Annotated in this window: 19 protein-coding genes; 13 read left to right on the top strand and 6 right to left on the bottom strand. The window is 45.8% G+C overall.

The features are described 5' to 3' along the window. Positions 1 to 352 precede the first annotated feature (352 nt). From E0Z06_RS13325 to E0Z06_RS13300, 6 genes are all read left to right on the top strand, one after another. Entirely contained in the window at positions 353 to 2407 is a 2055-nt protein-coding gene (locus tag E0Z06_RS13325) for an ATP-binding protein (RefSeq protein ID WP_132585603.1), read from the top strand. A 66-nt stretch (positions 2408 to 2473) separates the two neighbouring features. Further along, positions 2474 to 3469 carry a WYL domain-containing protein gene (locus tag E0Z06_RS13320; protein ID WP_132585600.1) on the top strand — a complete coding sequence of 332 codons (996 nt, stop codon included), beginning with the start codon at positions 2474 to 2476 and terminating at the stop codon, positions 3467 to 3469. Between the two features lie 100 nt (positions 3470 to 3569). Continuing rightward, positions 3570 to 4028, top strand: coding sequence for a hypothetical protein (locus E0Z06_RS13315; protein WP_132585597.1), 459 nt, complete (start codon positions 3570 to 3572; stop codon positions 4026 to 4028). Then, positions 4018 to 4326: a hypothetical protein gene (locus E0Z06_RS13310; protein ID WP_132585594.1), complete on the top strand. Its 309-nt coding sequence runs from the start codon at positions 4018 to 4020 to the stop codon at positions 4324 to 4326. Before E0Z06_RS13315 ends, E0Z06_RS13310 begins: the two co-directional genes overlap by 11 nt. A 42-nt stretch (positions 4327 to 4368) precedes the next feature. Then, on the top strand, positions 4369 to 4914 hold the full coding sequence (locus E0Z06_RS13305; RefSeq protein ID WP_132585591.1) for a YqiA/YcfP family alpha/beta fold hydrolase: 546 nt from the start codon (positions 4369 to 4371) through the stop codon (positions 4912 to 4914). Positions 4915 to 4991: 77 nt separating this feature from the next. After that, positions 4992 to 5885, top strand: coding sequence for a hypothetical protein (locus E0Z06_RS13300; protein ID WP_132585588.1), 894 nt, complete (start codon positions 4992 to 4994; stop codon positions 5883 to 5885). Between the two features lie 321 nt (positions 5886 to 6206). Here the strand turns inward: E0Z06_RS13300 and E0Z06_RS13295 are convergent, their stop codons facing one another. Beyond that, positions 6207 to 6785, bottom strand: coding sequence for a hypothetical protein (locus E0Z06_RS13295; protein WP_207903091.1), 579 nt, complete (start codon positions 6783 to 6785; stop codon positions 6207 to 6209). A 201-nt stretch (positions 6786 to 6986) separates the two neighbouring features. Here E0Z06_RS13295 and E0Z06_RS13290 point away from each other — a divergent pair, with 201 nt between their 5' ends. Beyond that, positions 6987 to 10544 (top strand): hypothetical protein, encoded by a 3558-nt coding sequence (locus tag E0Z06_RS13290; RefSeq protein ID WP_132585585.1) that lies wholly within the window; start codon positions 6987 to 6989, stop codon positions 10542 to 10544. Between the two features lies 1 nt (position 10545). Continuing rightward, positions 10546 to 12609, top strand: a complete 2064-nt coding sequence (locus tag E0Z06_RS13285; RefSeq protein ID WP_132585582.1) for a hypothetical protein — start codon at positions 10546 to 10548, stop codon at positions 12607 to 12609. A 2-nt stretch (positions 12610 to 12611) separates the two neighbouring features. Here E0Z06_RS13285 and E0Z06_RS13280 read toward each other — a convergent pair whose 3' ends face one another. Then, positions 12612 to 13652, bottom strand: coding sequence for an IS630 family transposase (locus E0Z06_RS13280; protein WP_132585579.1), 1041 nt, complete (start codon positions 13650 to 13652; stop codon positions 12612 to 12614). 375 nt (positions 13653 to 14027) lie between these two features. Between E0Z06_RS13280 and E0Z06_RS13275 the strand changes: the two genes are divergently transcribed. The 5 genes from E0Z06_RS13275 to E0Z06_RS13255 all read left to right on the top strand — a co-directional run bounded on the left by E0Z06_RS13275 (position 14028) and on the right by E0Z06_RS13255 (position 22245). Further along, on the top strand, positions 14028 to 17432 hold the full coding sequence (locus tag E0Z06_RS13275) for a TM0106 family RecB-like putative nuclease (protein ID WP_132585576.1): 3405 nt from the start codon (positions 14028 to 14030) through the stop codon (positions 17430 to 17432). A 266-nt stretch (positions 17433 to 17698) separates the two neighbouring features. Beyond that, positions 17699 to 18586: a hypothetical protein gene (locus tag E0Z06_RS13270; RefSeq protein WP_132585573.1), complete on the top strand. Its 888-nt coding sequence runs from the start codon at positions 17699 to 17701 to the stop codon at positions 18584 to 18586. 27 nt (positions 18587 to 18613) lie between these two features. Beyond that, the gene (locus tag E0Z06_RS13265) at positions 18614 to 20350 is read left to right on the top strand and encodes a S8 family serine peptidase (protein ID WP_132585570.1); all 1737 of its coding nucleotides are present in this window, start codon (positions 18614 to 18616) and stop codon (positions 20348 to 20350) included. Between the two features lie 165 nt (positions 20351 to 20515). Continuing rightward, positions 20516 to 21244, top strand: a complete 729-nt coding sequence (gene lepB, locus E0Z06_RS13260) for a signal peptidase I (RefSeq protein WP_165907404.1) — start codon at positions 20516 to 20518, stop codon at positions 21242 to 21244. A 104-nt stretch (positions 21245 to 21348) separates the two neighbouring features. Beyond that, positions 21349 to 22245, top strand: coding sequence for a hypothetical protein (locus E0Z06_RS13255; RefSeq protein ID WP_132585564.1), 897 nt, complete (start codon positions 21349 to 21351; stop codon positions 22243 to 22245). 88 nt (positions 22246 to 22333) lie between these two features. On the opposite strand, the gene E0Z06_RS13250 is transcribed toward E0Z06_RS13255, so the two are convergent. From E0Z06_RS13250 to E0Z06_RS13235, 4 genes are all read right to left on the bottom strand, one after another. Then, positions 22334 to 23743, bottom strand: coding sequence for a hypothetical protein (locus E0Z06_RS13250; RefSeq protein WP_132585561.1), 1410 nt, complete (start codon positions 23741 to 23743; stop codon positions 22334 to 22336). A gap of 17 nt (positions 23744 to 23760) precedes the next feature. Beyond that, the gene (locus E0Z06_RS13245; RefSeq protein WP_132585558.1) at positions 23761 to 24615 is read right to left on the bottom strand and encodes a hypothetical protein; all 855 of its coding nucleotides are present in this window, start codon (positions 24613 to 24615) and stop codon (positions 23761 to 23763) included. 120 nt (positions 24616 to 24735) lie between these two features. Then, a complete protein-coding gene (locus E0Z06_RS13240; RefSeq protein WP_132585555.1) occupies positions 24736 to 25470 on the bottom strand; it encodes a hypothetical protein in 735 nt (244 codons plus the stop codon). 55 nt (positions 25471 to 25525) lie between these two features. Then, complete coding sequence (locus E0Z06_RS13235; protein WP_132585552.1) at positions 25526 to 25867, bottom strand: hypothetical protein; 342 nt, start codon at positions 25865 to 25867, stop codon at positions 25526 to 25528. Positions 25868 to 25939: the final 72 nt, after the last annotated feature.

Here is a 25939-nt window from a genome sequence, read left to right as displayed (position 1 = left end):
CATTAAATTATGTTTGCCTCTGATGAGCAACAGAAACTTTTAACTCGACCAGCATGTAGTGCTGTTTCAGATAAATACGACCAGATTAAATTTAATGCTTGATTATGTTCTTTATACGGACTAATTGCGATTACGGTGTGTTAAACATATTGCTGTCTTATGTTATCGCGGTTTTCTCAACCTGTGGTTGATGGGGTGTGACCCATCAGTATCTGAGTTTGCAACGTGGCAAGGTGATCTATTATTTGAAAAATAATTAAGAGAAATTATTAAACGATTTCAGATAGCTTGGCTTCACTTTTTGAAGCCAGCCTTTGCTAGAGTGCTGAACTTACTAATAAGAGGTCAGCCTATGGAACAAGTCTTTTTAAAACCAATTTCTGCCACCACTTATCATGTCAATCCAACGGTATCGGCAGATTTAGCCATTGCCGTGCGCTGGGTGTTGCAGATACAACAGCGATATTACCGCTATCGTTGTGCCAAGGCACTGGAGTTGCTTGGTTTTAAAGAAGACTTCGCCGAACGTCTAATCACAGATGAGTCAGATGTAAGCTATAACCAGCTTATCAGTACCCTTGATGAGTATATTACTTCACAACCTGCCTTATCACTCGATATCAATATTCAGCAGTTTGGTAAGTTAATTGGGTTAACGGTGCTGGAAGTGAGTATTTTCCGTTTTGTGCTCATCGCCCGCAGCTGGCGCCTGGTGTTCAGTGATGTGCGCGCATCAAGGTATTACGCTACCAGCAATGATGTGTTTGAGCTGGTGGCACATTGCATTAACGCTAATGCGGATGATGTGGAAATGGCACTGATGCCAAGCTCTACTTTGGCTTTATGCAATCTAGTCACCATGGAGCGTGGCAGTGATTTAGCAGACCATTTTAGATCACTTCGGGTGTTTGATAAGTTGTTTGCTAACGACTGTAATCCAAACGATTTATTGCAGAAGTTCAGCCATACCGCTGAAGCGCCGGAACTTAATGCCTCAGACTTTCCGCATCTTGCTGATGCCGTGCAATTAATGCAGCGTTTGTTATCATACGCGCTTAGTAATCGTCAAACCGGAGTGAATTTCTTGCTTTATGGCCCGCCCGGTACCGGTAAAACCGAGCTGGCGAAGTGGCTTGGTCATCAGGTTGGCCGCCATGTAATGGGCGTCAGCGCCTTTTCTGGTGTTGATGTGCACGGTGCAAAATCGCGGCTTAATGCATTGTTGATGTGCCAACGGTTATATGCGGCCAGTGGCGACAGAGTGCTGATATTTGATGAAGCTGATGACGTACTACCCAGTCAGGTCGGTATTGCTGTGGGTAATACCGATGCGTTGAAAATGGCGATTAACCAGTTGCTTGAAACTAATGCCACACCGTGCATCTGGATTTGTAACAGCATTCGTCATTTCGACTCGGCTCAGCTGCGACGGTTTAGTCAGATCATTCACGTTGAAACCCCGCCGCAAGCCGTGCGGCAAAATATCGCAGAGCGATATTTGGCTGATACCGGCGTTAGTAAAGCTTATATTTCAGCGCTGGCTTGCGATGAGCAAATCAGCCCGGCGCTGTTAGCGCAGCTTGCCAAAGGTCATGCAGCACTGAGTAATAGCTCGCTGCCAGACAAAGAACGTGACTTTGATTTACTGCTAAACCCATTATTACAAGCGCGCTTAGGCCGACGTCGCAAAGATAGTGGCCAGGCTGACATTAACCCAGCCTATTACAATTCCTCTGTGTGTATGGCGGAGTTAGCCAGGCAGTTCAAACACACGCCCGATATACGCTTATGTCTTTATGGGCCACCGGGCACCGGTAAAACCAGTTATGCCGCTTTTTTGGCCCTGCAAGCGCAAAGACCTTTGCTGAAAAAAAATGCCAGTGAATTACTCGGTAGCTTCGTTGGTGAAACCGAAAAAGCCATCGCCGAAGCCTTTGCCGAGGCGCAGCACAGCGGCGCAATTTTGTTGCTGGATGAGGTAGACAGCTTTCTTGGCAAGCGGCAGCAGGCTGAGCGGCACTGGCAGAAAACCATGACCAACGAACTGCTGGCGCAACTCGACCAATATCAAGGCGCTTTGGTGTGCACCACTAACTTTATTGAGCTGTTAGATCCGGCAGCAGTGCGCCGTTTTGATTTGAAAATTCAGCTGGATTACTTAACAGCCGCGCAAGCCTGGCAACTTTTTTGTGGGCTGCAACAGGTGCTTGGTATGCCGCCGCCATTAACAAAGGCTCAGCAGCAGCTTACAGCACTTAAACTCACGCCAGCAGACTTAGCCATTGTTAAACGACAAATGCGTTTGCAACCCCGTGAAGCAATTAGCAGCGATACTGTTATTGCGGCGCTGCGGGCAGAAGCCGACTTACGCCAGCCGGTAACCAATGCCATTGGCTTTGTGCATTAAGTTATGGCTAACAAAAAAGTTAAAGTTGTTGTATAACAAAGCTAATTTATTTTCACAGGGCACACTATGGAACCGTTAATTGATGCCATTTATCGTCTATTACCTACCAAGGCTGAAGCCGCGTTAAGTGCCAGCTTGCTGCGTGACAAGCTGGAAAATCATCATGAGTTACTTGAGTGTACTAACAAGAAAACCAGGTACCAGAAAGTTAAGCGGCTACTTGATAAGTTAGAGGCCGACAAAGCGGGCAAAATCTTTGTGCAGCCCCAGGGTAAAGAGAACCTTTACTGGAAACGATGTGAGCCAGAGCAGCAACTGCATTATTTGTTAACGCAATTATCCTTGTTTCAGGATGTGATAAAACAGCGCTTACCTGCATCACAACAGCAGCAACTTGCTGATGTGATGCAAAACCTGCCTGGCAACAAAACCAATTGGCTGCGTAAAATTTATATTGCGCCATCCAGTGTCTGGCAGCCACCTAAACTCGATCCTGCTGTTACGTCTGTGGTGTATCAAGCGATAGAAGAAAATAAGGTCTTTAGTTGTGACTACACCACATTAAACGGTATTACCCGGCGTCAAACGTTAGTGCCCTGGGGGTTGATGACCAAAGCCGAAAAGGTCTATGTGCTGGCGATTAGACGCGGTAGTACCAAGCCAGCCCCGATAACTTACGCGCTGATGAGTATCCGCAACGCTGAGCTGGGTGATCGTCAAACCTTACTGGAAGGCTTGCCGCCTGATACGGATTTACGCACGTATTGTGAAGCCCACAATATTGGCTCTTTTGCCGCAGAGGCAAAGCAAATTACATTAGTAGTGCGCTTTTATGGTAATGCCGGGCGTAACATAAAAGAAACCCCGTTAAGTAACGATATGCAGGTGCAGGAGCTTAGCAACGATTGTCGTGAGGTTAGGGCAACAGTGTATAACTCGGTAGAACTGAGAAAATACCTGCGGGGCTTTGGTGAACAAGCCGAGGTTATTGCTCCGTCAGAGCTCCGCCAACAAATGGTGGCAGAATTACATGCTTGGTTAACACGTTACCAAACAAAATAATTTGTTTAGTCAAAAGATAGCTTCATTAATTGAAGCCAGCTATTGCTAGCATTACCTCCAACACGGGGTTACACCACCCGCCAACACTCCGGAGGTATGTATGCATGACACTGTCGCCGTATTTAAAAAACTGGTAATGCCGCTAAAACAACTGGGCTTTCACTCCGAACGCCCGTTATTACCTATAGTGCGTGAGTTAACCCAATATACGCCGTTATCTGAAGAGGCCCGGTTAATTATAAGTGCATGCCTGGCTGCTGATTTACAGGTGGAGGAAGACTTTGACGACAGCGCCCGATATATCGCCCAAAACGTGGCTTTTTACGGCGTGTATTATGACCACAATAGCGCGGAGATTGTATTTACCAGTGAAGCTAACGGCGAACTGTTGCGTTTATCACGTCATCAAGCCGTTGGTTTGCCGGTGCCTATTAAAGCCGAGTTTCATCAAATCTACTTTGGTTACCTGCTACGGCGCCAATTGCTACGCCAACAAGATGTGCTGGTGGTTACAGTCTGCCAAAGCGAACATAACGGAGGGAAAAATCATGAAATTTAATGATCGTTATATTTCAACCGCGCTTATCCATTTGCTGGCTGACATTACCAATGAAGCGGCACAGCCCAAAAGGTTGCGGGACATGTCGATGCCGGCAGCACTTTACAGCCTGTTTGAAACCGCCTGTATCGGGTTTGGCTGGTTAATGTTTTCCATTTTTATGGGGCTTGGCTTTGAAAGCGAACTGGCCGTGGCCATTACCTGGTGTTTTGGTGCTGCCCATGTGATTACCCGGCTATTTTTTATCAAACATTTTAACCAGTTTATCGTTGATTGTGAGAATGAAGTCAGCGACTGAGATAACACGCTAAAACGTCTTAATTTTACCAACAGGTGACCTATGATTATATTTATCCACGGTTTCGGCTCAGACGGCTTTGGCAGCAAAGCCACGCTGCTTCGACAATATTGCGCCCAGCACAATATCGCATTTATCGCGCCATCATTATCGACCATACCCGACCTGGCGATATCCACCTTAGAAGAGCTCATTCTGCAGTGGCAACGTTATGAAGAGGTGAAGCTAGTAGGCTCGTCGCTGGGTGGCTTTTATGCCATGTACCTGGCAGACAAGTATAAGCCGCCAGTCGTGCTGATTAACCCCTCGATGGCACCAGCCTTTACTTTGCAAAAAAGAATAGGTGAGGCCGTTAACTTCCATGATTTTTCCAGCTATGAATGGAATGAGACTCACGTGCAAAGCCTTGAAAAGTATCAGTGCTCTTTCAGTGGACAGCGTTGTTTATTATTGGTACAAACAGGTGATGACGTGCTGGACTACAAACTGGCAGTAGACAAACTACCCGACGCAAAGCATGTGATAGAGCAGGGGGGCAATCATGGGTTTGAGGGCTTTGAGCGGTACTTGAGTGATGTTGTGTTATGAAAAAATAAAAAGGGTTTACCATTTTTTCGCTAAATTGGAATTATTCAGTATTTTTGCTGATGAGATGGAGAAATAAAATGAACAGAGAGCAGTACTTAGCAAAACCTGAAGTTGCTCGATTTGCTATGTGGCTTAAACACATGATTCACGACCTAAGCCCATCCGGGTTTCATCACGAATACCTCATAGAGCCTAAAGGCAAATCTACCATTAAGAAAAAATGGAGCTGCAACAGCCTGTTTGATGCCTATAGAAACTATGAATGGTCATTCTCTTACTTTGATTGTTTTACAAACTCAACTGTAAAAGGTAAGACATATGCTGAAAGTGAAGCTTCACTTAAATACCTGCGTGATTTGTTAAAAGTTGCAGCTGATCAAGGAGATAATGAAAAATGCTTTCATGTATGTTGCATGATTTTGAAATGGGGAGGGGTTCTGGGGAGTGAGACGCATGGAAATAAGCAGAAGCTCATTGCAATGAAAAGTTATCTCGCAGAATACTTGTCTGCGGTAAAGCGTTACTTTGAATCAACTTGCAAGCTTGAGAAGAATTACACGGTTGAGCTGGGAAATCGTGTTGAAGAAATTAGAATGAATTCGGGCTTTACTAAAATTTACTCCCTCCTATGTGATGAATTTATTATCTATGACAGCCGTGTTGGGGCATCACTTGGACTACTTGTTAGACATTTCATTGAATCGGAAAATAGCTCATATCATAAAGTTCCTGAAGGGCTCAGTTTCTATTATGGAAAGGCTAAGAACACAAAAGTTAATAGAGACCCCTCGGCTGGCGCTTATGTCTTCAGAGCATTGTCGAATCACGCCGCATCCCACACTAGCAATAACATAAAAGCAAACTGGCTAATTGGCTCGTTGGACTTGAAAAAATCTCCTGATTTTTCAAAAACTAGTGATCCATGTAGAGCTTTTGAAGCCGCTCTTTTCATGGTTGGGTACAAAATATGAACACTCATAAGTGTATGATTCAAAACGCATGCCGCTTAACCTCATCTAAATTTGCCACCATTATCTGCTGCGCTTCCGGGCGCGCTTCTATTTTGGCGAGATCCAAGTTTAGCGCCTGCACGGCGTAGGGTACCAGCGCTGAGCGCACTGGTCACGCGTTTACCATCCTGCATATTGTAGTCTTCAGCAATGATGGCTTTTTGGTAGTCGCTTAATCTGTAATCCGGCATTAGCACGATGTCTATTTTAGTATTTCAACGTTCATCCTGAAGTTTGGTCATATCGGCATCGCCTTCGATGCCATTTATGCCGCGAAACCGACTAAGCACAAAATCGCGAAAATCGCGGTTTTTCTCGCAGTAAGCGCGTACATACCAGCGTATGCGGCGCAATAATGCGGCTTTCTTCATCCGGGCTGGTAAGTGACACATAGCCCATATCAATCTTTTTACCGTCCCGTGCGGCCTGCACCAGGGTGCGCAAAATGTCCGGGTTCACCTGCCGAAGCGGCGGCGTCAGCATTTCGGTATGGGCGAAGCCTAAATCCAACTGGCTAAAGGTGTGGGCGAAATCTTTGGTGCTGGCCAGCGCATGCAGGTACTCGTCAGCGAGACCACTGGTGACTTTGGGTGTAAAGGTATCCGAAGGCTTATAGCCTTTTAGCTTGCTGTCGTACACCAAGTTACCCGGTGCTACCTCGCGTAAATAGGCATTTATATCTTTCGATGCTTGCTGGCGGGCGATGCCAAAGCTGTTGCATAAATGGTTAGTGGTTAAACGGCCTTCCCATAGCGCCACTATCTCAATCAGCCGGTAGCGCATTAACAGCTCCCAACGGATCGGCCAGCCAAGGTTGCCATTCTGTTTCGGTATAATAATACCTGTATTGTTTGCAATCATGTAAGTTGATACTTTCAAGGCACTTGGTAAAAGTTTAGCATTAAAAAGTTATTTCTTTCAGCTGCTTAGTATTTAGTGGTAATTCTGAGTGTGAATATGTGTATGTTAATCGTACACTGTTTAGTTATACAGTCTGGTAGGGCTCATTAAACAGCGTATTCTGCAGTAAGTAAGAAACTTTACCGATTACAGGAGCTAGATATGGACATCAAGGCTATAAAAGCCTCACTGTGTGATCAAAATCCACTATGCACTCTGGTCAATGAGCTTTTGTTGTCACCTTATCTGCATGAGCAACAGTGCGACCAAGGTGCATTTTTCCCGTTACCTTTTCAGACGGGTGTTGGAAAGACATATTCAACGTTGAAGCTGATACTCTGGGATATGGTCTGGCAGGATAATCAGACGACAGAAAAACGGCCGATAATTTTCATTACTGACTCTATAGATAATGTCAAAAGTGCATTTACTGAAATTAATAAGCATATTGATGCTGAAAGCAGTTTATCTGCCGATGAAAAGAGTATTCTTCGAGAACGTATCGTTTACCTACCTAGCCAGAATAATCAGCTTCTGGACACCGCACCGTCTGACATTGAGAAAATAATCCAGTTATTTGATTTGCAAAACTCCGAGTTATATAGCGATTGGAAAGAGCTCTATGCTTTACGGGAATTGGCAAGCCACCATCCCAACGAAGCGATAAACGGCAGTATAAGTAAATACGCACAGCAGTTTTATTCAAAACTAGTGCGTTATATTCAGACTGTGCAGCAGTCTGATGCACCATTACGGCTTAGTGACAGCCAGCAGGGTTTATTGGAGCGGTTGATACCTGGCGAAAGAGTCTTGTCAGGTAAAGCTCATGTCATGTTTATGACGACAAAAAAGTATCTGAAAGGCATCGACACGCTAAAGGGCAAGTATCGACCATTAAGGGAGTTAAATCAGCAATGGCTAATCGTTGATGAGGTCGATAAACAAAACTCAGAAATTCTCTCCGAGTTACTTAACAACAAAGCAGAGGACTTGTTGCAAGTTATTCGTACTCTGTTGTCCAATTTTCAGGTGTTTAAATTGGAAAACTCGGAAAGGTACTATGGGGTTGATGACGTTTTTGACGAAGTCAGACAAAAACTTAACGAATTTCAAAAAAAATGGCGAATGGAGTTTGCGTTCAATACCTCAGGCAAAACCTTGGCTGATTCACCGGTGCGGCTGTTTTCCGACCGACTGACAGTGCACTCCATATTTCATCGTAAGGCGCAGGAATACGAAGCTTTAGCCAGTAACATGACTGACACTCTGGCGTTGGAGCGTAATGAGGTATTGCAGAAAAATCTTATATCTGTCGTACCAAAGGCAGATTTAAACGATGACATTTCAAGTGATTTGTTGCAGTTTTTAAATGATGCAGACCATATCTATCAACGCTTTTTACAAAGCATGATGCACGCGGTTTCGCGCTATCAGCAAAACCTTGGTGCTCTCACAAAGGACAACCCGACCAAGAACGCTCTGTTGCAAGATGCCGTTTTATCCATTCTGGAACATTACAACCTAAGCCAATTTAGTGATGCGGTTTTTAATGCTTTTGACACTCATCGCTTAAATATGAAAAACAAACAAAAGCTGGCATCTGGCCGCAGTTATCACACTAAAGGCTTTAAAAGTATCGACATCAGTCAAAACGCAGGTGTTCGCGATACAGTAAGTTGCTATTTAAACGGTTTGAGCATTACACCAACCGGACTTTTGGCCATGATGGTGGAAGAGGGGGCCGTTATTCTGGGCATTAGTGCCACAGCAACGGCAAGAACCGTAGTCCATAACTTTGATATGGAGTATCTGAGAGCACGTTTAAAGCGCAATTTTATTGATTTAGAGCTACGGCACCGAAAAGTGATTGGAGAATACTACCAAAGCCGGCGTAATTACCAACGAGAGAGTGTCACGGTTGATGTTAGCTTTAATTATGCTGACGATAATTTTTTGCTAAGTCAGGCAGAGGGTAGAAACGTCAGGGCCAAGTCGCTGTTTTTAGATAACCTTATGCCGGATCCAGATGAAGGGAATGCTTACTTCAGAAGTTGGGTGGCAAAGCTGCTGGGCGCTATCCATCAGTTTATTGAGCTGCCCGATAATCGCTACATGCTCGCTTTGCTAAATCGGACACTAGATGACAATACCTACCCCGCCCTGGTGAATTTTATTCAACACAGTGTCAGCAAATTCGCGAAGGAGAAAGGCACTAAAATACAAGTGTTTTTTGGTGTAAATGCGGCCGCTATGCATAAAGGACGTTATGACGAAGTTTTAGCCGCACTTAGCAAAACAACAGATAAAATTTTGGTTATTTCGACATATCGGTCGATGGGAGCAGGCAAGAACCCAGATTACATAGTAGAAAACGAACAGCTTGCCGCAAAACTCAAATATACCGGTGTACAACGGTTTAACGATACTAAAGTCAAATCAGATATTGATACTCTTTTTCTGGAAAAACCCACCCGCCTGCTCGAGTCTGATCAGGACTTTAAGTTGAGGCAGCTAAAGCTTTTACATCAATTTATGTCGTTAAAGTCGGCCGGTGATTTGTCTCACAACGCAACCAGAAAACTCTGCCACGCAGTGCTCAGGGGCGAGCGGGATCCAAAGTTACTGAAGGAGTATTATCAGCTGGAAGATTACCAGTGGTCCATCAGAAAATATATTGAGCAAGCAGTAGGCCGAATGGCGAGAACGGAGTACAAGCAGGCATCTATTCGCATTTTTGCTGATGCAGACCTTTTGCAGGTACTGGCTGATGATCCCCGCCAGCACGAGCTACTATCTCACGAGTATGTGGCATTGGTTAAAAATGCTCAGCAGCATTTACAGCGGGCTTCTCAACGTTTTGCTGAACAACGAGCGTTAAATATAGCCCGTAATAACAATATTGATGCGGCAAAAATGATATCGGGCTTGTTGGTACGTTTGTTCAAATCTGACCCAGTAATGCCCTCAGATATTAGCGCCTGGCAAGCCATTCGCGAGCAGTTATTGAAGCATCCTACTTTGCCGGCCGCAGATGCAACATGGCCTACCTTATACCTGAAGCTGCCAGATAACTCTGTTCTTCCACAGTACAGATACGATGGCGATCCTGATGGTAATATAGAAAATTACCAATTTTTTGATGAGGTAAGTTCAGGACACGTCGTCAGTTATGAAAATACGCCATTGCCGGTACTGAGTCTGAATACGCATATCCAACAAGGCTTTCTAGCACAGGGGTACCAGCTCGCCTGGCCAGAGAACAGCTGGGTAATGGTGCCTTATTTGTTCACTAATGTTTACTTGCCAGCAATCGCGGAACAAGCGGTTAAGGCCGTACTTAAGGGGGCAGGTTTCAATTGGCAAGAGCTACCGGCTGCTTATTATGAGTGCTTGGACGCCTTGCTAGAAAAAAATGGCATTAGCTTTGGCTTGGATGTTAAATTTTGGGCAGTAGAGCATGAGGCAACACCCAATACGGTAGACAAATTACATCAGTTATATCTGCACGGGCTTTGCGAGCGCTTTGTTTATATTAACCTTTTTGCCAAAGGCGAAACCAGAATAGGCTATTTGGATCTTGATTTTAGACAATGCTCCAGCCGGCAAGCCAAGATTCTAGAGATCTCAGGTCTGATCGATAGCACAACTGCAGAGGTTTGCACTAAGGCATTAACAGCATTGGCACTTTGGTGTGTAAATCGCGAGTGCACGGAGAGCTAATATGGCGAAAATGACCCCTTCGAGCATTCCTGTGCTCACAACGTATATTGCAGATACGCAGTTCGATAGGCCTGCATTAGCGAAGCTGTATGACATTTACATTATTAGCTACCAGCATGTCACGGATAAACAAGAAAGAGCAGACGTTAAGAAGGCCATTCCAGGCCTGCTGTATAAGACAGGCGCTATAGTGTCGTTGGTAGATGACTTCAGTAAACACTATTACGTACTGGTAGCGCAGCAATATAATTTCAAATTTGATGACCCAAGAGTAGCGGTCAAAAAAGCGCATTTTGACTATACGCCGCCTTACGTATTAGACAAGCTATTGCTTCGCGCCCTGGCGCGAAACTTAACACATGCTAATGGTGCCGTAAGCCGGTTTGAGCAAAATGGACTGTACTACCTGGTAGATTTTAAGAAACCCCGAAAGGCTAAAACGACCAATAAGAAACTCGTTGCAGTAGAGATTGATATAGACACTGATTGGTCAGGCAATACAGGCAAGGGCGAAGTACCTCGTGCACTAATCGCCAAAGTAGTTACCTTTACACCGGTAGAGGAGCTACAAGATGCCTCAGGTAAGCTTTACCCTGAGTATGCTAGTGAGCAGAGGTATGCACTCGATTTAACGTCGGCGATAGTCAGTAAAAGTGTTAAAGGCGACTACATTAAAGCAGCAGCCAGCAAGTTTAAAAACCGCGTTGCGGCTATTGATTTAACCGATCTTGATTTAGAGCTATTTGAACGCACGAAAACTGGCGTTATTAACCAGTGCCTGGAAGACATAAAAACGGTTTACGGCGATAGGTTTACACTAACCTTGGCATCTTTTCCAACACATTTGGAGTTGCTACCTAAAGGCAGTGAGATAAAAAAACACTATGCGGCTATTCACCAGCAATTGTTGCAACACGACTTAGTGCTGATAAATACCACTAATAATGAACATGCCGAACAGCTGTTGTTGCAGCAGTTAAATACAGATGGGTACCCGGCAAGGTGTGCAAAAGTGCCACAGCAGGGAAGCCTGAATTTACTGCTTACATACCACAAAGACACTTATGCGAAAGGGCAAGATCCTTATCAACAGCTTAAGCAGGCTAACCCAGCAGAAATTATTCAAAACTGCACCCTGGAAAACCTGCTTGATACCAGCGGCAAGTTGTCTCTGCATGTCTATGAGGTACTGTTAAAAGAGTTGTTTGTTAAGTTAGAGCTAAACACAAAGCGGATTTTGCTGCATGACATGCCTGATACGTTGGGTGCAACCTACATTCTGGCTGAGCATGTCAACAAAGATGCAGAAATCAGATATCATTCGCTTACATTAAACAATGCAAAATTACAGTTTGGCCTTTTGTCTCACTCAGAAATTGCCAATTTAAAGCAGTTAATTAGCCCACAGCATAGCAAAATGCTCAGTGGCAGTAAGGGGCAAGTTAAACCACTTATGTATTGGCCAGAGCGACAAGAGTACCTTTTTATTACCGATACACCAGCAGTACCTCTGGCGGATATTCACGGTATTATGCCCATTTTACTTAGCGTAGAGCAGAGCAAGGGTAAGCTAATACCGACAGAGTTACTTGAGCAGTTCTGCCAGCAATATCCTGATAATGCCGCAGCCAGGTTATTGCAGCAGCATCTTACTAAAAGCAGCGCAGTAAATGGCATTAAGGTATCGGACGCAAAAGCGTTGCTTAAAGACAAAAGCCTGCAGCGTAGCACTGCCAAAGAGCAGTTAAACCAATGGCTGCAAAACTATGGTATTACCTTATGGCAATCAGTGAAAAAACGCCAGGACGGCTTTTTACAAGCGCATTGGGGGCTAAGGGTTTTTGCAGAACACCGTCTGTATTTTTCAGCAAATGTGCAAGCGGTGAAAGCCAGCTATAGCAACTTCAGCCGTTTATACAGACTGTGCGGTAATGTCTCGAATGTTCCAACAAATTTTTACGATATGCTCACTCCCTCGCATATTCGGCATAAACAGTATTCGGTGTTGCCTTATCCGTTTAAGTATCTTAGAGAATCAGTCGAAATGCGGAAGCTTAATAACTGATCCTAACTCTGATACACCCGCTGTAAACCATGACCACCTCCCGGAAACGGAGCTGCGGTATCCATAAAATGCTCAACCTGCTCCAATAAATCATCCATCGTTTTGCAACAGTGATTGCGCGTGATGGTCTCGTGCAACGCATGCCACAGCTTTTCTATCTTGTTAACCCAGGGGCTGTATACCGGCTGGAACAACAGCACAAACTTCGGGTTATTACGCAGCCACTTCTCTGTTTTTTTGCTCTTGTGGATAATGTAGTTGTCCAGCACCAGCGTAATGGTTTTGGCTCGCCGGTATTGCCGCTTCAGCTTTTCCATCAGGCTGATAAACAGTTCTGAGCTTTTGCTTGTTGAGCCAACATAGGTTATCTGGCCTGTTTTGCTATGCAGTGCACCAGCCAGGTAGTGTTTTCTGTTTTTGCCCGGCGTTACCACCAGACGTTGTTTACCTTTATAGCCCCAGTCTGCACCGATTTTTGGGTTAAGGTGGATATCAACTTCATCTTCATAAAATACCGGATGCTCAGCGCTACAATTATTCAGCGCCTCATATATTGCCGCCATTTTCTCGGCTTTAGCTGGGTCTTTTATCCGCAGCGTTGGCGCTGCTCTGCGCCAGACTATGCCGGCTTTAGGCAGCAAGCGGCGTATCGTTGAGCTGTGCACAATCAAGCCAAGAACGCGCTTCAACACCAGACTTAACAGCTCCGTACTCCAGCGTGACCGTTGATAGCCAAGATCCCTGGGCTTGTGCTCAATCAGTAACTTAAGCACATAAATAATTAAAGCCTTGGGCTGTGTTGGCGGTCGGCCTGTGCGCTGATTTGTTAAGCCATCAATCCCTGCTGCTTTGTACCACGTCATCCAGCGATTCACCGATGAACGTCCAGCTTGCAGCAGTCTGGCCACTTCAGCTTTAGCCTTACCTTTTAGAACCAATAACACCGCAGTTGCTCTGCGGCAAAGGTCTTTATCACGGGTTTTATGGATAATTTTCTTCAAACGGCGGGTTTCTGCGCCGTACAAAAATGCTATCTTGTTCATACTCAATGCGGTTTTGTGACTTATTAGTTTGGCGACCGATCTGATCGCGTAAACCGCGTTGAGTTCCTTCTTTTTAGTGATCTACTGTTTGGAACAGTTATTTAGAAATGAGCTGACACAATTACAAACGGGTGCGCTCCAGTCTCAGTCTTCTACATCGACAAAAGATTATTGGTTATTTGAAATAGAGGCTCATACTAAATTAACAGAGAGAATAAGTAGGCCTTCAGGGCACCACTTTATGGAGCTGTTAGTGAGTTGAACTCAGTGAGTTTTTAGTGGTTACCTAAAACTTAAAAACTATACCAGAATCCGTTCGTCTGTTACTGTTTCCTAATATGATACGTAAACGTATAAGTAAATAAGGAATAGTCGATGTATCAACGTGACGGTTCGGTAGTGTTTTCACCCTCAGACTTAACTCTCTTTATTGATAGCCCGTTTGCCTCCTGGATGGATCACAGTGCTGTTCTGATGCCTGATAAGGCAGCTCTGCGAGATCCTGTAGATGCCATGATGAATATGCTGCAGGAAAAAGGCGGCGAGCATGAAGTTGCTGCTTTAACGCAGTTCCAACAGCGCGGCTTGACCATTGCTGATCTTAGTAATGAGGCGGATAAAGTACTGGCAACGGTCTTGGAGATGAAAGCCGGGGCCGATGTCATATATCAGGCAGCATTAAACAAAACGCCTTTTTCTGGCTTTGCAGACTTTCTGGTAAAAGTAGAGGGCGCGAGTGCGCTTGGTGATTATCATTACGAAGTGTGGGATACAAAATTATCTAAAACGTTAAAGCCTTATTTTACCGTCCAGCTATGTTGTTATCAGGACATGCTTGCTGATATCCAGGGTCGCCGTTCACAGGAGTTTGTCGTTGTGCTTGGTGACGGCAATATTCAGCGACTCAGGACAGATGACTACTTTTACTACTATGAGTCTGTCAAAAAATCTTTTCTTGAGGTTCATCTAAATTTTGACCTGTCCAGAATGCCTGATCCAGCTGATTCTAACTCCTTCGGTAGTTGGGACAGTTTTGCAAAAAGCCTGCTAAAGCAAGCGGATCATTTATCTCTGGTCGCTACCATTACGCGGTCACAGATAAAAAAGCTAATGTTAGCCGGCATCAGCACTATGGAAGCTCTGGCAACAACGAATATCAAGCGTATCTCAGGCATGAATGATGCGGTGTTTGAGCGCTTGAAAGCGCAGGCTGCAATTCAAAAAGCCAGTGAAGGACGCGAAACACCGCTGTACAAAGTAATAGCACCTGCTGATGGAGAGAAAAAGGGGCTGTCATTATTGCCGCCGCACTCCTCGCAAGATGTGTTTTTCGATATTGAAGGCTTCCCGCTGGTCGAAGGAGGGCTGGAGTACTTATGGGGTAGTACTTATTTTGATGACGACAACAATAGACAGTTTATCGATTTTTGGGCACACACACCTGAACAGGAAAAACAGGCTTTTAAAAATTTTATTGAATGGGTGTATGCAAGATGGCAGCAAGATCCATCTATGCATATTTACCACTATGCCAACTATGAAATTGCCGCCTGTCGTAAACTGATGAGCCGTTACGGTGTTTGTGAGCACGAGGTTGATCAGCTGCTACGCAATGAAGTGTTTGTAGATTTGTACAAAATAGTAAAAAGCGGTTTATTAATTGGCGAACCCCGGTATTCGATAAAAAATGTCGAACACTTGTATCGTGGCAAGCGTCAAACAGAAGTTGGCACGGGTGGTGATTCGGTTGTTGTGTATGACAACTGGCGACAGAACCCGGATGGTACTGATTGGCAAACGTCCAAAATATTAAGTGACATTAGAAACTACAACATTGACGACTGCAATAGTACTCAGGAACTAGTCGATTGGCTGCGAGAGAGACAAGCTGAACATAGCATTCCCTATCTAGGGAAGACAGACATTACTGAGCCTGAAATTTCTGAAGAGGTTTCTGCACGAATTAAGCTGCGGGATAGTTTGCTGGAGCAGGCTGCGTCTGACAAAGGCGATGACAAATCAAAAGCAGCGGTTACAGAAAATCTGGCCTGGTCGTTAGAGTTTCATCGACGGGAAGCCAAACCGGTGTTTTGGCGATTGTTTGACCGCCTTGGTCTTACGGAAATGGAATTACTAGATGATCTTGACTGTCTGGCTGCATGTCAACGAACAAGTACCGAACCCTTTAAACCAAAGCCAAAAGCACGAAATTTAGCATATGAATATCAGTTCAACCCAGACCAAGAGTTTAAACTGGCCAATGCACAGTCTTTTTACATACTCGGCGCCGAAAATGCTAATGGCGAAAGAGTTAAGGTTACACTAGTACCTGAATATACGAACTTAGCCGAAGGCATTATTACTGTTCAGTCAAAAGACGAGCCGCCATCAATAATAACTCTGGTGCCAGATGAGTATGTGCAGCCTGAGCCTATTCCAAGCGCTGTAGAGCAAGTGGTTAAACAATTTGATGCAAACCCGGATGCCGAATGCGCCATTTTTGATTTTTTAAGCAGACGTTCGCCGCGCATCAAAGGTATTGAGCCTGGTAAACCAATTGCTTCTAGCGACAACCCCGAGGAGCGACTTCAGCAGATTATTGCAGCGATCGTTAACCTGGATAATTCATATATTCCAATACAAGGGCCGCCGGGTGCAGGAAAAACCTATACCGGAAAGCACGTAATTGCAGAGTTATTACGTCGGGGTAAGAAAGTGGGTATTAGTTCAAACTCACATAAAGCGATTAACAACTTGTTGTTAGGCACTGCGCGTTATTGCCGTGAGCATAATATCGATGCTTTTTTCGGTTGCACCAAGGAGACCGATAACGAAATCCATGAGTTAGGTGTTGCCGTGCTGCAAAATAAAGACATTGCGGCACACGTACAGCAACCTTGTGTTATTGGCACAACAGCTTGGGGTTTCTCAAGAGATGATTTGCAGGGACAATTTGATTATCTTTTTATCGATGAAGCTGGTCAGGTTTCACTAGCAAACCTGATAGGGATGAGTCGGGCGACTAATAACCTTGTTCTGATGGGCGATCAAATGCAGTTAGGTCAACCTGTGCAGGGCACGCACCCAGCCGAGAGTGGATTATCAATACTTGACTATTTACTGCACAACACACCAACGATTTCTGACGACAGAGGTATTTTCCTCGACACGACCTACAGGATGCATTCGGCAGTTAATGAATTTATAAGTCAGGCCATTTATCAGGGGCGGTTAAAGTCGGCTCCTGAAAATGATCAGCAAAAAGTATCAGTACCCGAGGGCTACACCGGGCGACTTAATAAAGAAGCTGGGGTAGTTTATGTTCCCGTGGAGCACGAGGGTAATACCCAAGCAAGCGATGAAGAAGTTGCGGCGATTGTCACTGCAGCAACTGAGCTCTTAGGGCGCTCATTTACTGGTAAAGATGGCAAAACAAGACCGATAAGCTGGGATGATATGCTTTTTATTACACCTTATAATTTTCAGGTGAATAAACTTAAACAAGCGCTGGGCCCCAACGCTAAAGTTGGTAGTGTCGATAAATTTCAGGGGCAGGAGGCGCCGGTTGTGTTTTTTAGCCTGTGCTCAAGCGATGCAAATGATTCGCCAAGAGGTATGGATTTCCTGTTTGATAAAAACAGAATAAATGTTGCTATCTCCAGAGCCCAGGCACTTGCCATCGTTGTTTGCAACCCTAAACTGGTTAACAGCTATGCCGCGAATACTCAACAGCAAGCCAGGGTAAATACCTTCTGCCAGCTTGTGCAATTTGCAAGCTAGTTGTTGTGGCGTAAAGCGGTTTTATCTATATGTACCAACCAGGCCGTACATGATGATGCGGCCTGGTAAATTTCCCTGACAATCAAGACTGTAACCCACCCAAGCAACGATAACTGTGCCAGACCTTTGCATATTTCCTAAATATTTTTAATTCTTTTTCCAGCTATGCATCAGATGCATAGCCCCCTCTTAAAGTGGTTCCAACAGCAGCCGTCAGGCGGTTTTTTGCCTGGTGCTAATTGGTATCACTGAGATGAGGGTTGAATATGAAGCGTTATTTATCAGCAGCGATAATGGCAGGGTTATTAACGGGGTGTGGCGGTGGTAGTGACAGCGAGCCGCCAGTGCCGGCGTTATCGCTCAATATTTCTGCACCTGAAGTTTTGGACGAGAACAGTACTGCGGTAATCGAACTTAACGTGGCTAATGTTAAAAACAGCTTAAGTACTGAGCTGCTGGATGACAGCTTTAATGGTGCGGGCTATGTATCGGTTAATCAGCTAAGCCCAACCCGCTTTGAGCTGCAGGTGAGCGAAACCGACCGTGACCGCAAAGTGTCTTTGCTGCTGACAGTTAAAGATGGCACTGATCCAAGCCGGGTAATTAGCCGGAACTTACAATTTAACCTCCCTAACAGCTCTTTTGCTGCAATGCTGCCAGAGATTAAGTTGGTAAAAGCACAGCAAGCACGTTTGATGGCGCTGGAGGAGCCTTTGCAGTTGCTGCCTGCCTTACAGGATGCCGCCATTATTTTAAATGAGGGGGCGCCATTACCTGGGTGGCAATTGCCAGCTACATATGAAGCGCAGCGTGACCTGACTGAGCAGCGTTTTAATGCGCTGGATATTGCAGCTTACGAGGCGGGTAATTTAGCTGACTCCATTCTTATCAACGGCTATCAGCAACTGATGGCAGAGCTGTTTAGTTACTACTCGCCTTATCAGCAAGAGATTAACCGTCTGTTGCAGCAAATCACCATTGTAGGGACTGCCACAGAGTTAAGCGGGCAGTTTTATCTGGATGAACAGCTTGGCACTGTGTCCTGGTTTGTGGGGAACCCACAGTTTGGCAAAGTGAAAGACGGCCAATGGCAATTCCATGATGAATACCGCTATCTGGCGGATCTGTTGTCAGCCACATCTTGCAGCCTGTAACTATTACCTGATTAAGGAGTACTACCTATGAAATCTTACACCCTGAAACTGGTTGCACTGAGTTTAACGCTGGCATCGGGCGCGGCAATGGCGCAGCAGCGCCTTGTGGTCAGTTATCCAGCGTCTGATATAAGCGTGATGTCTGCATCCGCTTTGCCTGCCGTATCACAGCAGCACTGTTTTACGCTACCAGAGCAGCAAAGCTGGTGTGTACCCAAGCCTGCGGGTGCCGGCAAAATGCTCAGCCAGCGCAACCGGCTGAAAAAAAGCCGCTATAAAAGCCTGGCTATTAGTGTGCCAGCTGGTCTGCCGGTTGCACAAGCTCAACAAATGCTAAAGCAAACGGGCTTTTATTCACATGTCGAGCAGGATGTAATGATAAGTAGCGCCCAGGCGCAGTGGAATGAAACCAACCCTGATGACGAGAGCTTTGAACTGCAGACTTTTTTTGCCGACAATAGCGAGCAGACGCCGACTGCCTCGTCAGTGCTGAGCATGTGGCGGCAGCTAAAGGCGCCACAGCTTGTCAGTGATGTTTATGTGCTGGATACCGGCTTTACTTTGCATGATGACATTAGCTACATGGACGGTTTTAACTTTGTCACCTTAAACGACGGCGATGTGCGCGGCCCGGGCTTTTTGGAGCAAGAGTTCGTTAAGAGCAGTTGCCATAATGTGCATGGGCTTGGGGTAGCCAGTGTCATTGGCGCCACAGTGAATAATGGCCTTAACATCGCGGGCATTAACGGCAGCGTTAACTTGGTACCGCTTAGGGTAATGAATTGTGGCTCGGGCATCATGTCTGACGCTGCGGCCGCACTGGAGTGGCTGTCGGGTGATAGTTTTGAAGAACTGCCCGATTTTACCGGCCAGCCCGGGGTGATTAATATGAGCCTGGCGGGCAAAGTAGGAGAGTCAAGCTGCCCGTTCTATCTGCAAAACGCCATTGATAAGGTGACGGCCAAAGGTTTTACCGTGGTGGTGGCAGCCGGAAACGATGCAGATGAAGCGGTGAATTACATACCGGCAAAATGCAATAACGTAATTACGGTAGGTGCCGCTAACGAGGGTGATGACTACAACCCTGCCGATATTGCTAATTTTAGTAACTACGGTGAGCACATCGACATTATGGCTATGGGGCAAAGTGTGCCCGGGCTATACAGGGATAATAACGTTGCGTTTTGGGATGGTACCAGCTTTTCTGCACCCATCGTGGCGGGGGTCTTAAGCGCTGTACAAAAAGACTTCAGTTTCTCGGCACAGGATTGGCAAATGTTGGTGCAATTATCCGGTGTGTCGCGTTGGACCAGCAATAACCGCTGCGACAGCGTAGGCTGCGGTGCCGGTATTCTTGATGCGACAACGTTATATCGAAATGCACAGCGCTTCGAAAACGGCGAGTTAAATGTGGCCAGCTTTTTATTAAACGCTGTACCCGCCTGCCGACACGGCTGGATGCTGCAGCACTTGCCACAAGGTGCCAGCCTGTGCGATCAGGTGAGTATTGAAGTGAACACCTTTGTTGAGCAAAGCGGGCAGCAGTTTATCCGTTTATCTTCGGCAGAAGCTAATGCACTATCGCAGTCTGCAACTCGCAGCTGGATTGGCGATTACCCTACTAAGCGTTTTGTGGTGCAAAAAGCCGATGTGCTGGGCAAAACGCTATATGCACAGCTTTGCCGAGCGGATATGGCTGAATGTTCTGCCCCGGTGAGGATAAACACCAGTGCGCTGGCTGATATCCCGGCGGTTTGTCAGTAAGTGTCTTATCAGGCCTGTCTTTACAGGCCTTTTTTATACATTTTTTCTCTTTGTTTTGTGGTTATGCATCAGATGAATAGTGCCCGGATATTCTGCTTAACAGACGGCTTAATCATTAGGTTGAGCCAGCTGGTAATCCACAGATTAACTTGCCCGGGAGGCCCTATGATGTATTTATCTACTACCACTCAAGCGACTATTCGCCGTGTTCTGTCAGTTCTGCTGAAGATAGCTTTATCGATTCTGGCATGCTGGATCGTGCTGTTCATCATCATGTGGAATTCGGTTATACGAGTGAATATTCAAGGCAATTCGATGATGCCGTTTATTCACAATGGTGATCGTTTGTTAATGTCGAGTTTTTTTCTCAAGCCTAAAGTAGGTAAGGTCTATTCGATTGCTGCCGGTGCTACCTATGCCAACCCTGAGATGGGGCTGGTAAAACGCGTGATTGCTGGCCCCGGTGATGTGCTGGAATTCAATGCACATAGCGGTGAGTGGCTGTCTTATAACGGGCAGGCAGTTGTCATTAATGAACAAAGTGATTTACCGCGCTATAAAATGCACAGTGAGGAGGCTGACAGTAAAGGGGCTGTGTTATCGCTGGTACCGGCGTTTAATCAGTTAATGCAATTACCAATGTACCATTTGCTACCTGACCAACCTTTACATAGCGCCAGTCAGCAGCGTTTTTATAAAACGGCACTGACATACCCCTTCATACAGCAACGGGCGGCAGCGAATGGCCTTACTAAGGTTACCGTACCGGCCGGGCATTATTTTGTACTGTCTGATAACTGGGGGGGCAATCTTGATAGCCGCTTCTTTGGCCCACTGCCTGAGCATGTGTTTAAGTACTACTTTGTATCGAAGCGGAAACCAGTAGAAAAGTAAGGTTGTTTTGATGTTGTTACCAAGGCCAGATCAGCTGGCCTTTTTTATGGATAGTTGATAATTTACTTATTATCAATAAGATAAATTATCAAAAGGTTTTTTAAATGAAAAACTGGTCTGCAATAACTAAACTTGGTTTTATCAAAACGCATGAGCTAAAGCTTCAAAATGGTAGGTTTAAGTTTCTCCCATTAATTCCACATGAAGAGCTTGATTCTTTGGGTTTTAAGAATAAATCGTGTGTTTATATCTGGGGGGCAGAGAGAGAAAACCAAGCAGGAGAAATTGTATATGTCGGTAAGGCCGGAGGCGGTGTTGCAACCAGGCTAACTCAACATGAGGGCGGTTTTGTAAATAGTGGAACAGGAAAGAAAAATCTGGAAGAGCTTAGCAAGCTGATGGAAAGTGGGTGTCGCATATATGTGTTCTCTCGAGTTGCTGAAATTATTAAATTATTCGATGTTGACGTTTCTCTGTATTCGACAGAAGAAGAGGCACTAATTGAAAGATTGTCACCTTGGCTTAATAGGGCAAGGAACACAAGTAATTATAAAAATTCAGCGATACCATTGGGTGTTAAAGTTCAGGAAATTTCACTGGATTATCTGCCACATCATGATGAAGTTGAAGCCTTCTTGGACTCGCTTGCTATAGAGGATAAGGAACTCTTTAGCAGACTTCTTACTTGGGTTTTAGATTTGAATGCAACAAAACATTTGTCGCAAAAAGTAATTGGAGGTTACACAGGGCAACCTCTTAAAATGAATGGCAAAAGGATGCTCACTTTTGCCGAGTTTGGTGAGAAGGGAAGGGCTTTACCAAATGCATGGCGTATTCGTTTGAGCTTAGAAGATAACGTTGGTGTTGTCTTACCACTTGACTTCAAAAGCCCCACTCTTGAAGAAGACTTGGTGGACATAAAATACAATACCAAAGCGTTTTCTCCGAAAAATGTTAGAGATTTCCTTGCAGATCCTCAGAAGTACACGACTTTGATATGACCTGCTGTTGTTAAATAAGTTGGAGTTTGTCACTTCTTTTGAACAGATAACCTGCTGGCATAGACACTCTATGCCAGCATAAATCACGTTAGTTTACAAACAACAATGGCTCGCGGGTTGAGAACAGCAGCACAGGCTGCATTACCCAATACAGTATGGAACTGTTAAATACCGCAACGGCAAGGCCTATACTGACCAGCCCCAAAACCGCAGCCTCTTTACCCTGGCGCGCTACCCGCCAGTAGTTTACCGCCAGTAAGATAACGGACAGCACCAATAGCAGCGGCATAACCACACCGATACGCAAAAAGTGATTATACAGTGGCTCGGCCAGTGGTGAGCGCCAAAGCTCTGGTTGGCTAATCAGCGCCTGTGCTGTGCGCTGGTAATAATGGTTAAAATTATTGCGAAAGGTGTCGTGCAAACCGTTAAGGAAATGCTGTTCAAATTGTTTAACCCGCTTGGGATTGGAGAAATCAGCCAGTGGAATTAACAATTGGCCATTAGTAGTGACTAAAAAAGGCGCCACCCAGCGGATAATCCGGCTGATTTCCTGAACGGCGTTATAAGTCCTTTTGCCCTGGCGCCAGGGCAGGCTGAAATAGCCATGCTGATCGGCAACAGGTAAATCTGCTTTGGCCAGAATATGTGCTGTCAGGCTTTGCTGCAAGGTGTCTTTCCATGGCGTTCCTAATTGGTGTGGCAGCATTTTTACAGAGTCTAGCTTTAACGCTAACGCTTGCAGTAAGCGCTTCTCTCCCAGATATTGCCAGCGTTTGGAATGTTCCTTAGGGGATGTTTTTTTGTCAACTAAAATGTCCGCCAGTGAAGCCCAGATGCGGTCGTCTTTTTGGTGCATAAGCCCCAGCTGGCCTGCTGTACGGGTGGTAAAAGGTGAAAGCAGGGCAAACAGTCCGCTGAAAGAGGCGGCGTCTTGAAGATCTCTGTGCATGTCGTAATTGTCACCGTATTGGTAAGCAGCGGCGCGTTCAACGCCATCAAAGCGGCTTTCATCAAGGGCTGCAGACCATGCTGGTTGTTGGCGGATAAAGCCTGCAATACCACGAATGGTATCCAGATGGATTTGCCGGATAAGCTCGTCTTTTAGCGGGTAGTTTTCGCTAACACTGTTAAACTGCTCAGCAAAAGTAGCGGTTTTCTGTTCATCACGGGCTAATACTTTAACGCCTTGCTGCAGAGCATAAGCCCGGTGTTGCAGCGGCAACAGTTTAGGGCTGTTTTCAACGGCAGCGGATACGGCATTGACCAGCAATACATAACAAAAAATGGCAATCAGCGGCTGAATACCACGCTCCAGATTAAAGCGCCGTTGCAAATACATGCTGATACCCAGTGACATACCCAGGGCGGCAGTGGCATAGCCAAAGCGCTCGTAGCTACTTAACAGGCTAAAGTGTGGGTTACCGAAAAAAATCTGTAACACCATCAATAGCGCCAGCGTTTCTAAAAACAAATAGCATAGGGTGGTATTTCTCATAATAACCTCGACAGTAACTAGACGCGTTCAGACCTGGCAGGAGCCATGGTGAGCCCGGTGTGGCGGTATCGCTGATATGCAGGGTCGTAGTGTGGGTCGGCACACAACGAATAGGTCAGTTGTACGGTAAATAACAGGGCTAGCTGCGCCAATGGCTCGCTAATAAGATGAACAAACGGCAGGCCAAGTACACCAAGCCAGCCAGTGAGTAATTTAAAAAGTAAAATAACCAACAAACATAAAGTGATAAACGGCATACGCACGCTGAAAAACAGTGCGCTAACAGGTAAGTGCGAGGCAATAATGGCCGGCAGGCCTTTGGCTGCAGTATTGAAGTGACGGCGCAAAACCGTGCCAGCCATTGTAATGTTGGCAACTGACTGCAGATAAGCAAACAGTACTAACAGCATAGCGAACAGTGCCCACAGCAAAAGTGGCGGCTGTGTTGTAAGCCAGTCAATAAAGTGCCCTGGGTTGTTAATGTCGGGCATCGTTATGGCAACCAGTTTGGCCGCTGCCCAGACCACTAAAGCTAACCAGATAAAATACGTTAAGCAGCCTTTAACAATGGCCCAACCCGCCACGACTTGATTGGCGCCAGGAAATTTGCTTAGCAGTTTTAAGGTGACATACAGCCATAACAGCAGGTTTAAGGCATTGGTATAGAAAAATTTGCTGACATGGCCATTCAGGGTAAACCCGGCCACCTCTTCGCTGGTCCAGCCAACCTGGTTTTGCTCATAAAGGCCCAGCAAAAAAGAACCCAGTGCCAGCACAATCAGCCATTTTTTGTGCCGCTTAAACATTTGCCATTCAGAGGCTAAAGCCGATGTTATGCCCCAGCGCGGGGCGGTTGGACGATGTATCCGCATATAAACTCCTGCGAAAAAAGTAAATACCACGCCATACAGCGTGCCGTTGTCAGGCAGGCTGCTAAGCAAAATAAGAGCAAAAAATGATCTGGCGGTAGGCTACAGCCGCCGGGTATAAAGCTAGCGGCGCAGGCCGCCCAGCTGCGGTGTCGGTTGTGCAGGCTTTATTGTGACGTTTTGCACAGAAAGTAATTTGCTGATGCAGTAATCACGGTTAGTGCCGCCTTCCAGTGCAGACATACCGCTGACATAAAGGTCACCGCGATGTTCATACAGCTTTATCGGGCTAAAGGTATCGTGTTGGTTAACACCATACTCGCTGCTCTGTAACGACACGTCCTGCTGCTTGGTTAAAGCGATACGAAGGGCCGTGGCGATAGCCTCATCAATGCTGCCATCGGCGGTGTGTTTGGTCAGTAACTGCAGGTTCTGCTCCAAAGCAAACATTGGGTGATGTGGCACATTGCGCTGCAAGATACTGCGCTGCGAACTTAGCGCCTGGATGCGGTTATCCAGATAATGCTCTGCCTCTGGTGGCAGGTGTTGGCCAACATGCTCCCTAATTGTCAGCAATGCAGTTAGGAACTGTACTTCACCTTCAGACATTCTGGCCTCACTTATGCGGTTTTGTTTACGCCGGTACACTGGTTTTGTGTAGTAAGAGTTATCCTGATCTAACCGCTCTACGCCAAAATGGTGGTGATAACGGTTCAAATCGCGGTTCAGTTGCGACTGAGAGATACTGTATCCCTTGCCGATTAACTGCTGGCGGATCTCTGTTTCTGTCCACTCTTTGTTGGCAGAGTAAATAACATCAAAAAAGGTCACCATGATGCGCTCAATGGTATCTGACATAGTAAAACCCCTTATATAACACAGTCAAAATAAGTCTTTAGCCGGCAGCCCAGGTTCAGGCTGCGCCGTCCGTATCCAGCTCTTCGATACAGTGGTAGCTATCCCACAGCGACATAAAATCTTCAACTGAGTGCGTGGCAAAGCCTTTGCCATACTGAAACAAATCCTCCAGCACTTTTTGTACTTCATACTCTTGCTGGTAACAGGCGCGGCTGATGATCTGCGCTGCCTTTCTCAGGTTTTCTGCCCTGTAACGCTCAAACGGAATTGAGTTGTTGTACTCGGTTACCTCTGCAGGGCTAAGCCACTCCTCTGTAGGCACAGCTACACACTTATCATCAAACAGATCCAGCTCAAGCTGTCTTGTGGAGAATTTTGGGGTTTTCTTAGTAGCCATGTGGCACCTCACGTTCAGACCAATACCGTTTCTTGTTAAAACAAATAGTATCTGACAGCTAGGCCACCTATT

This window comes from Rheinheimera sp. D18 (genome assembly GCF_004345025.1).
Classification (GTDB): Bacteria; Pseudomonadota; Gammaproteobacteria; order Enterobacterales; family Alteromonadaceae; genus Alishewanella; species Alishewanella metallidurans.
The sequence above is the reverse complement of the archived record's forward strand: the minus strand, read 5'-3'. Positions and strand labels throughout refer to the sequence as shown.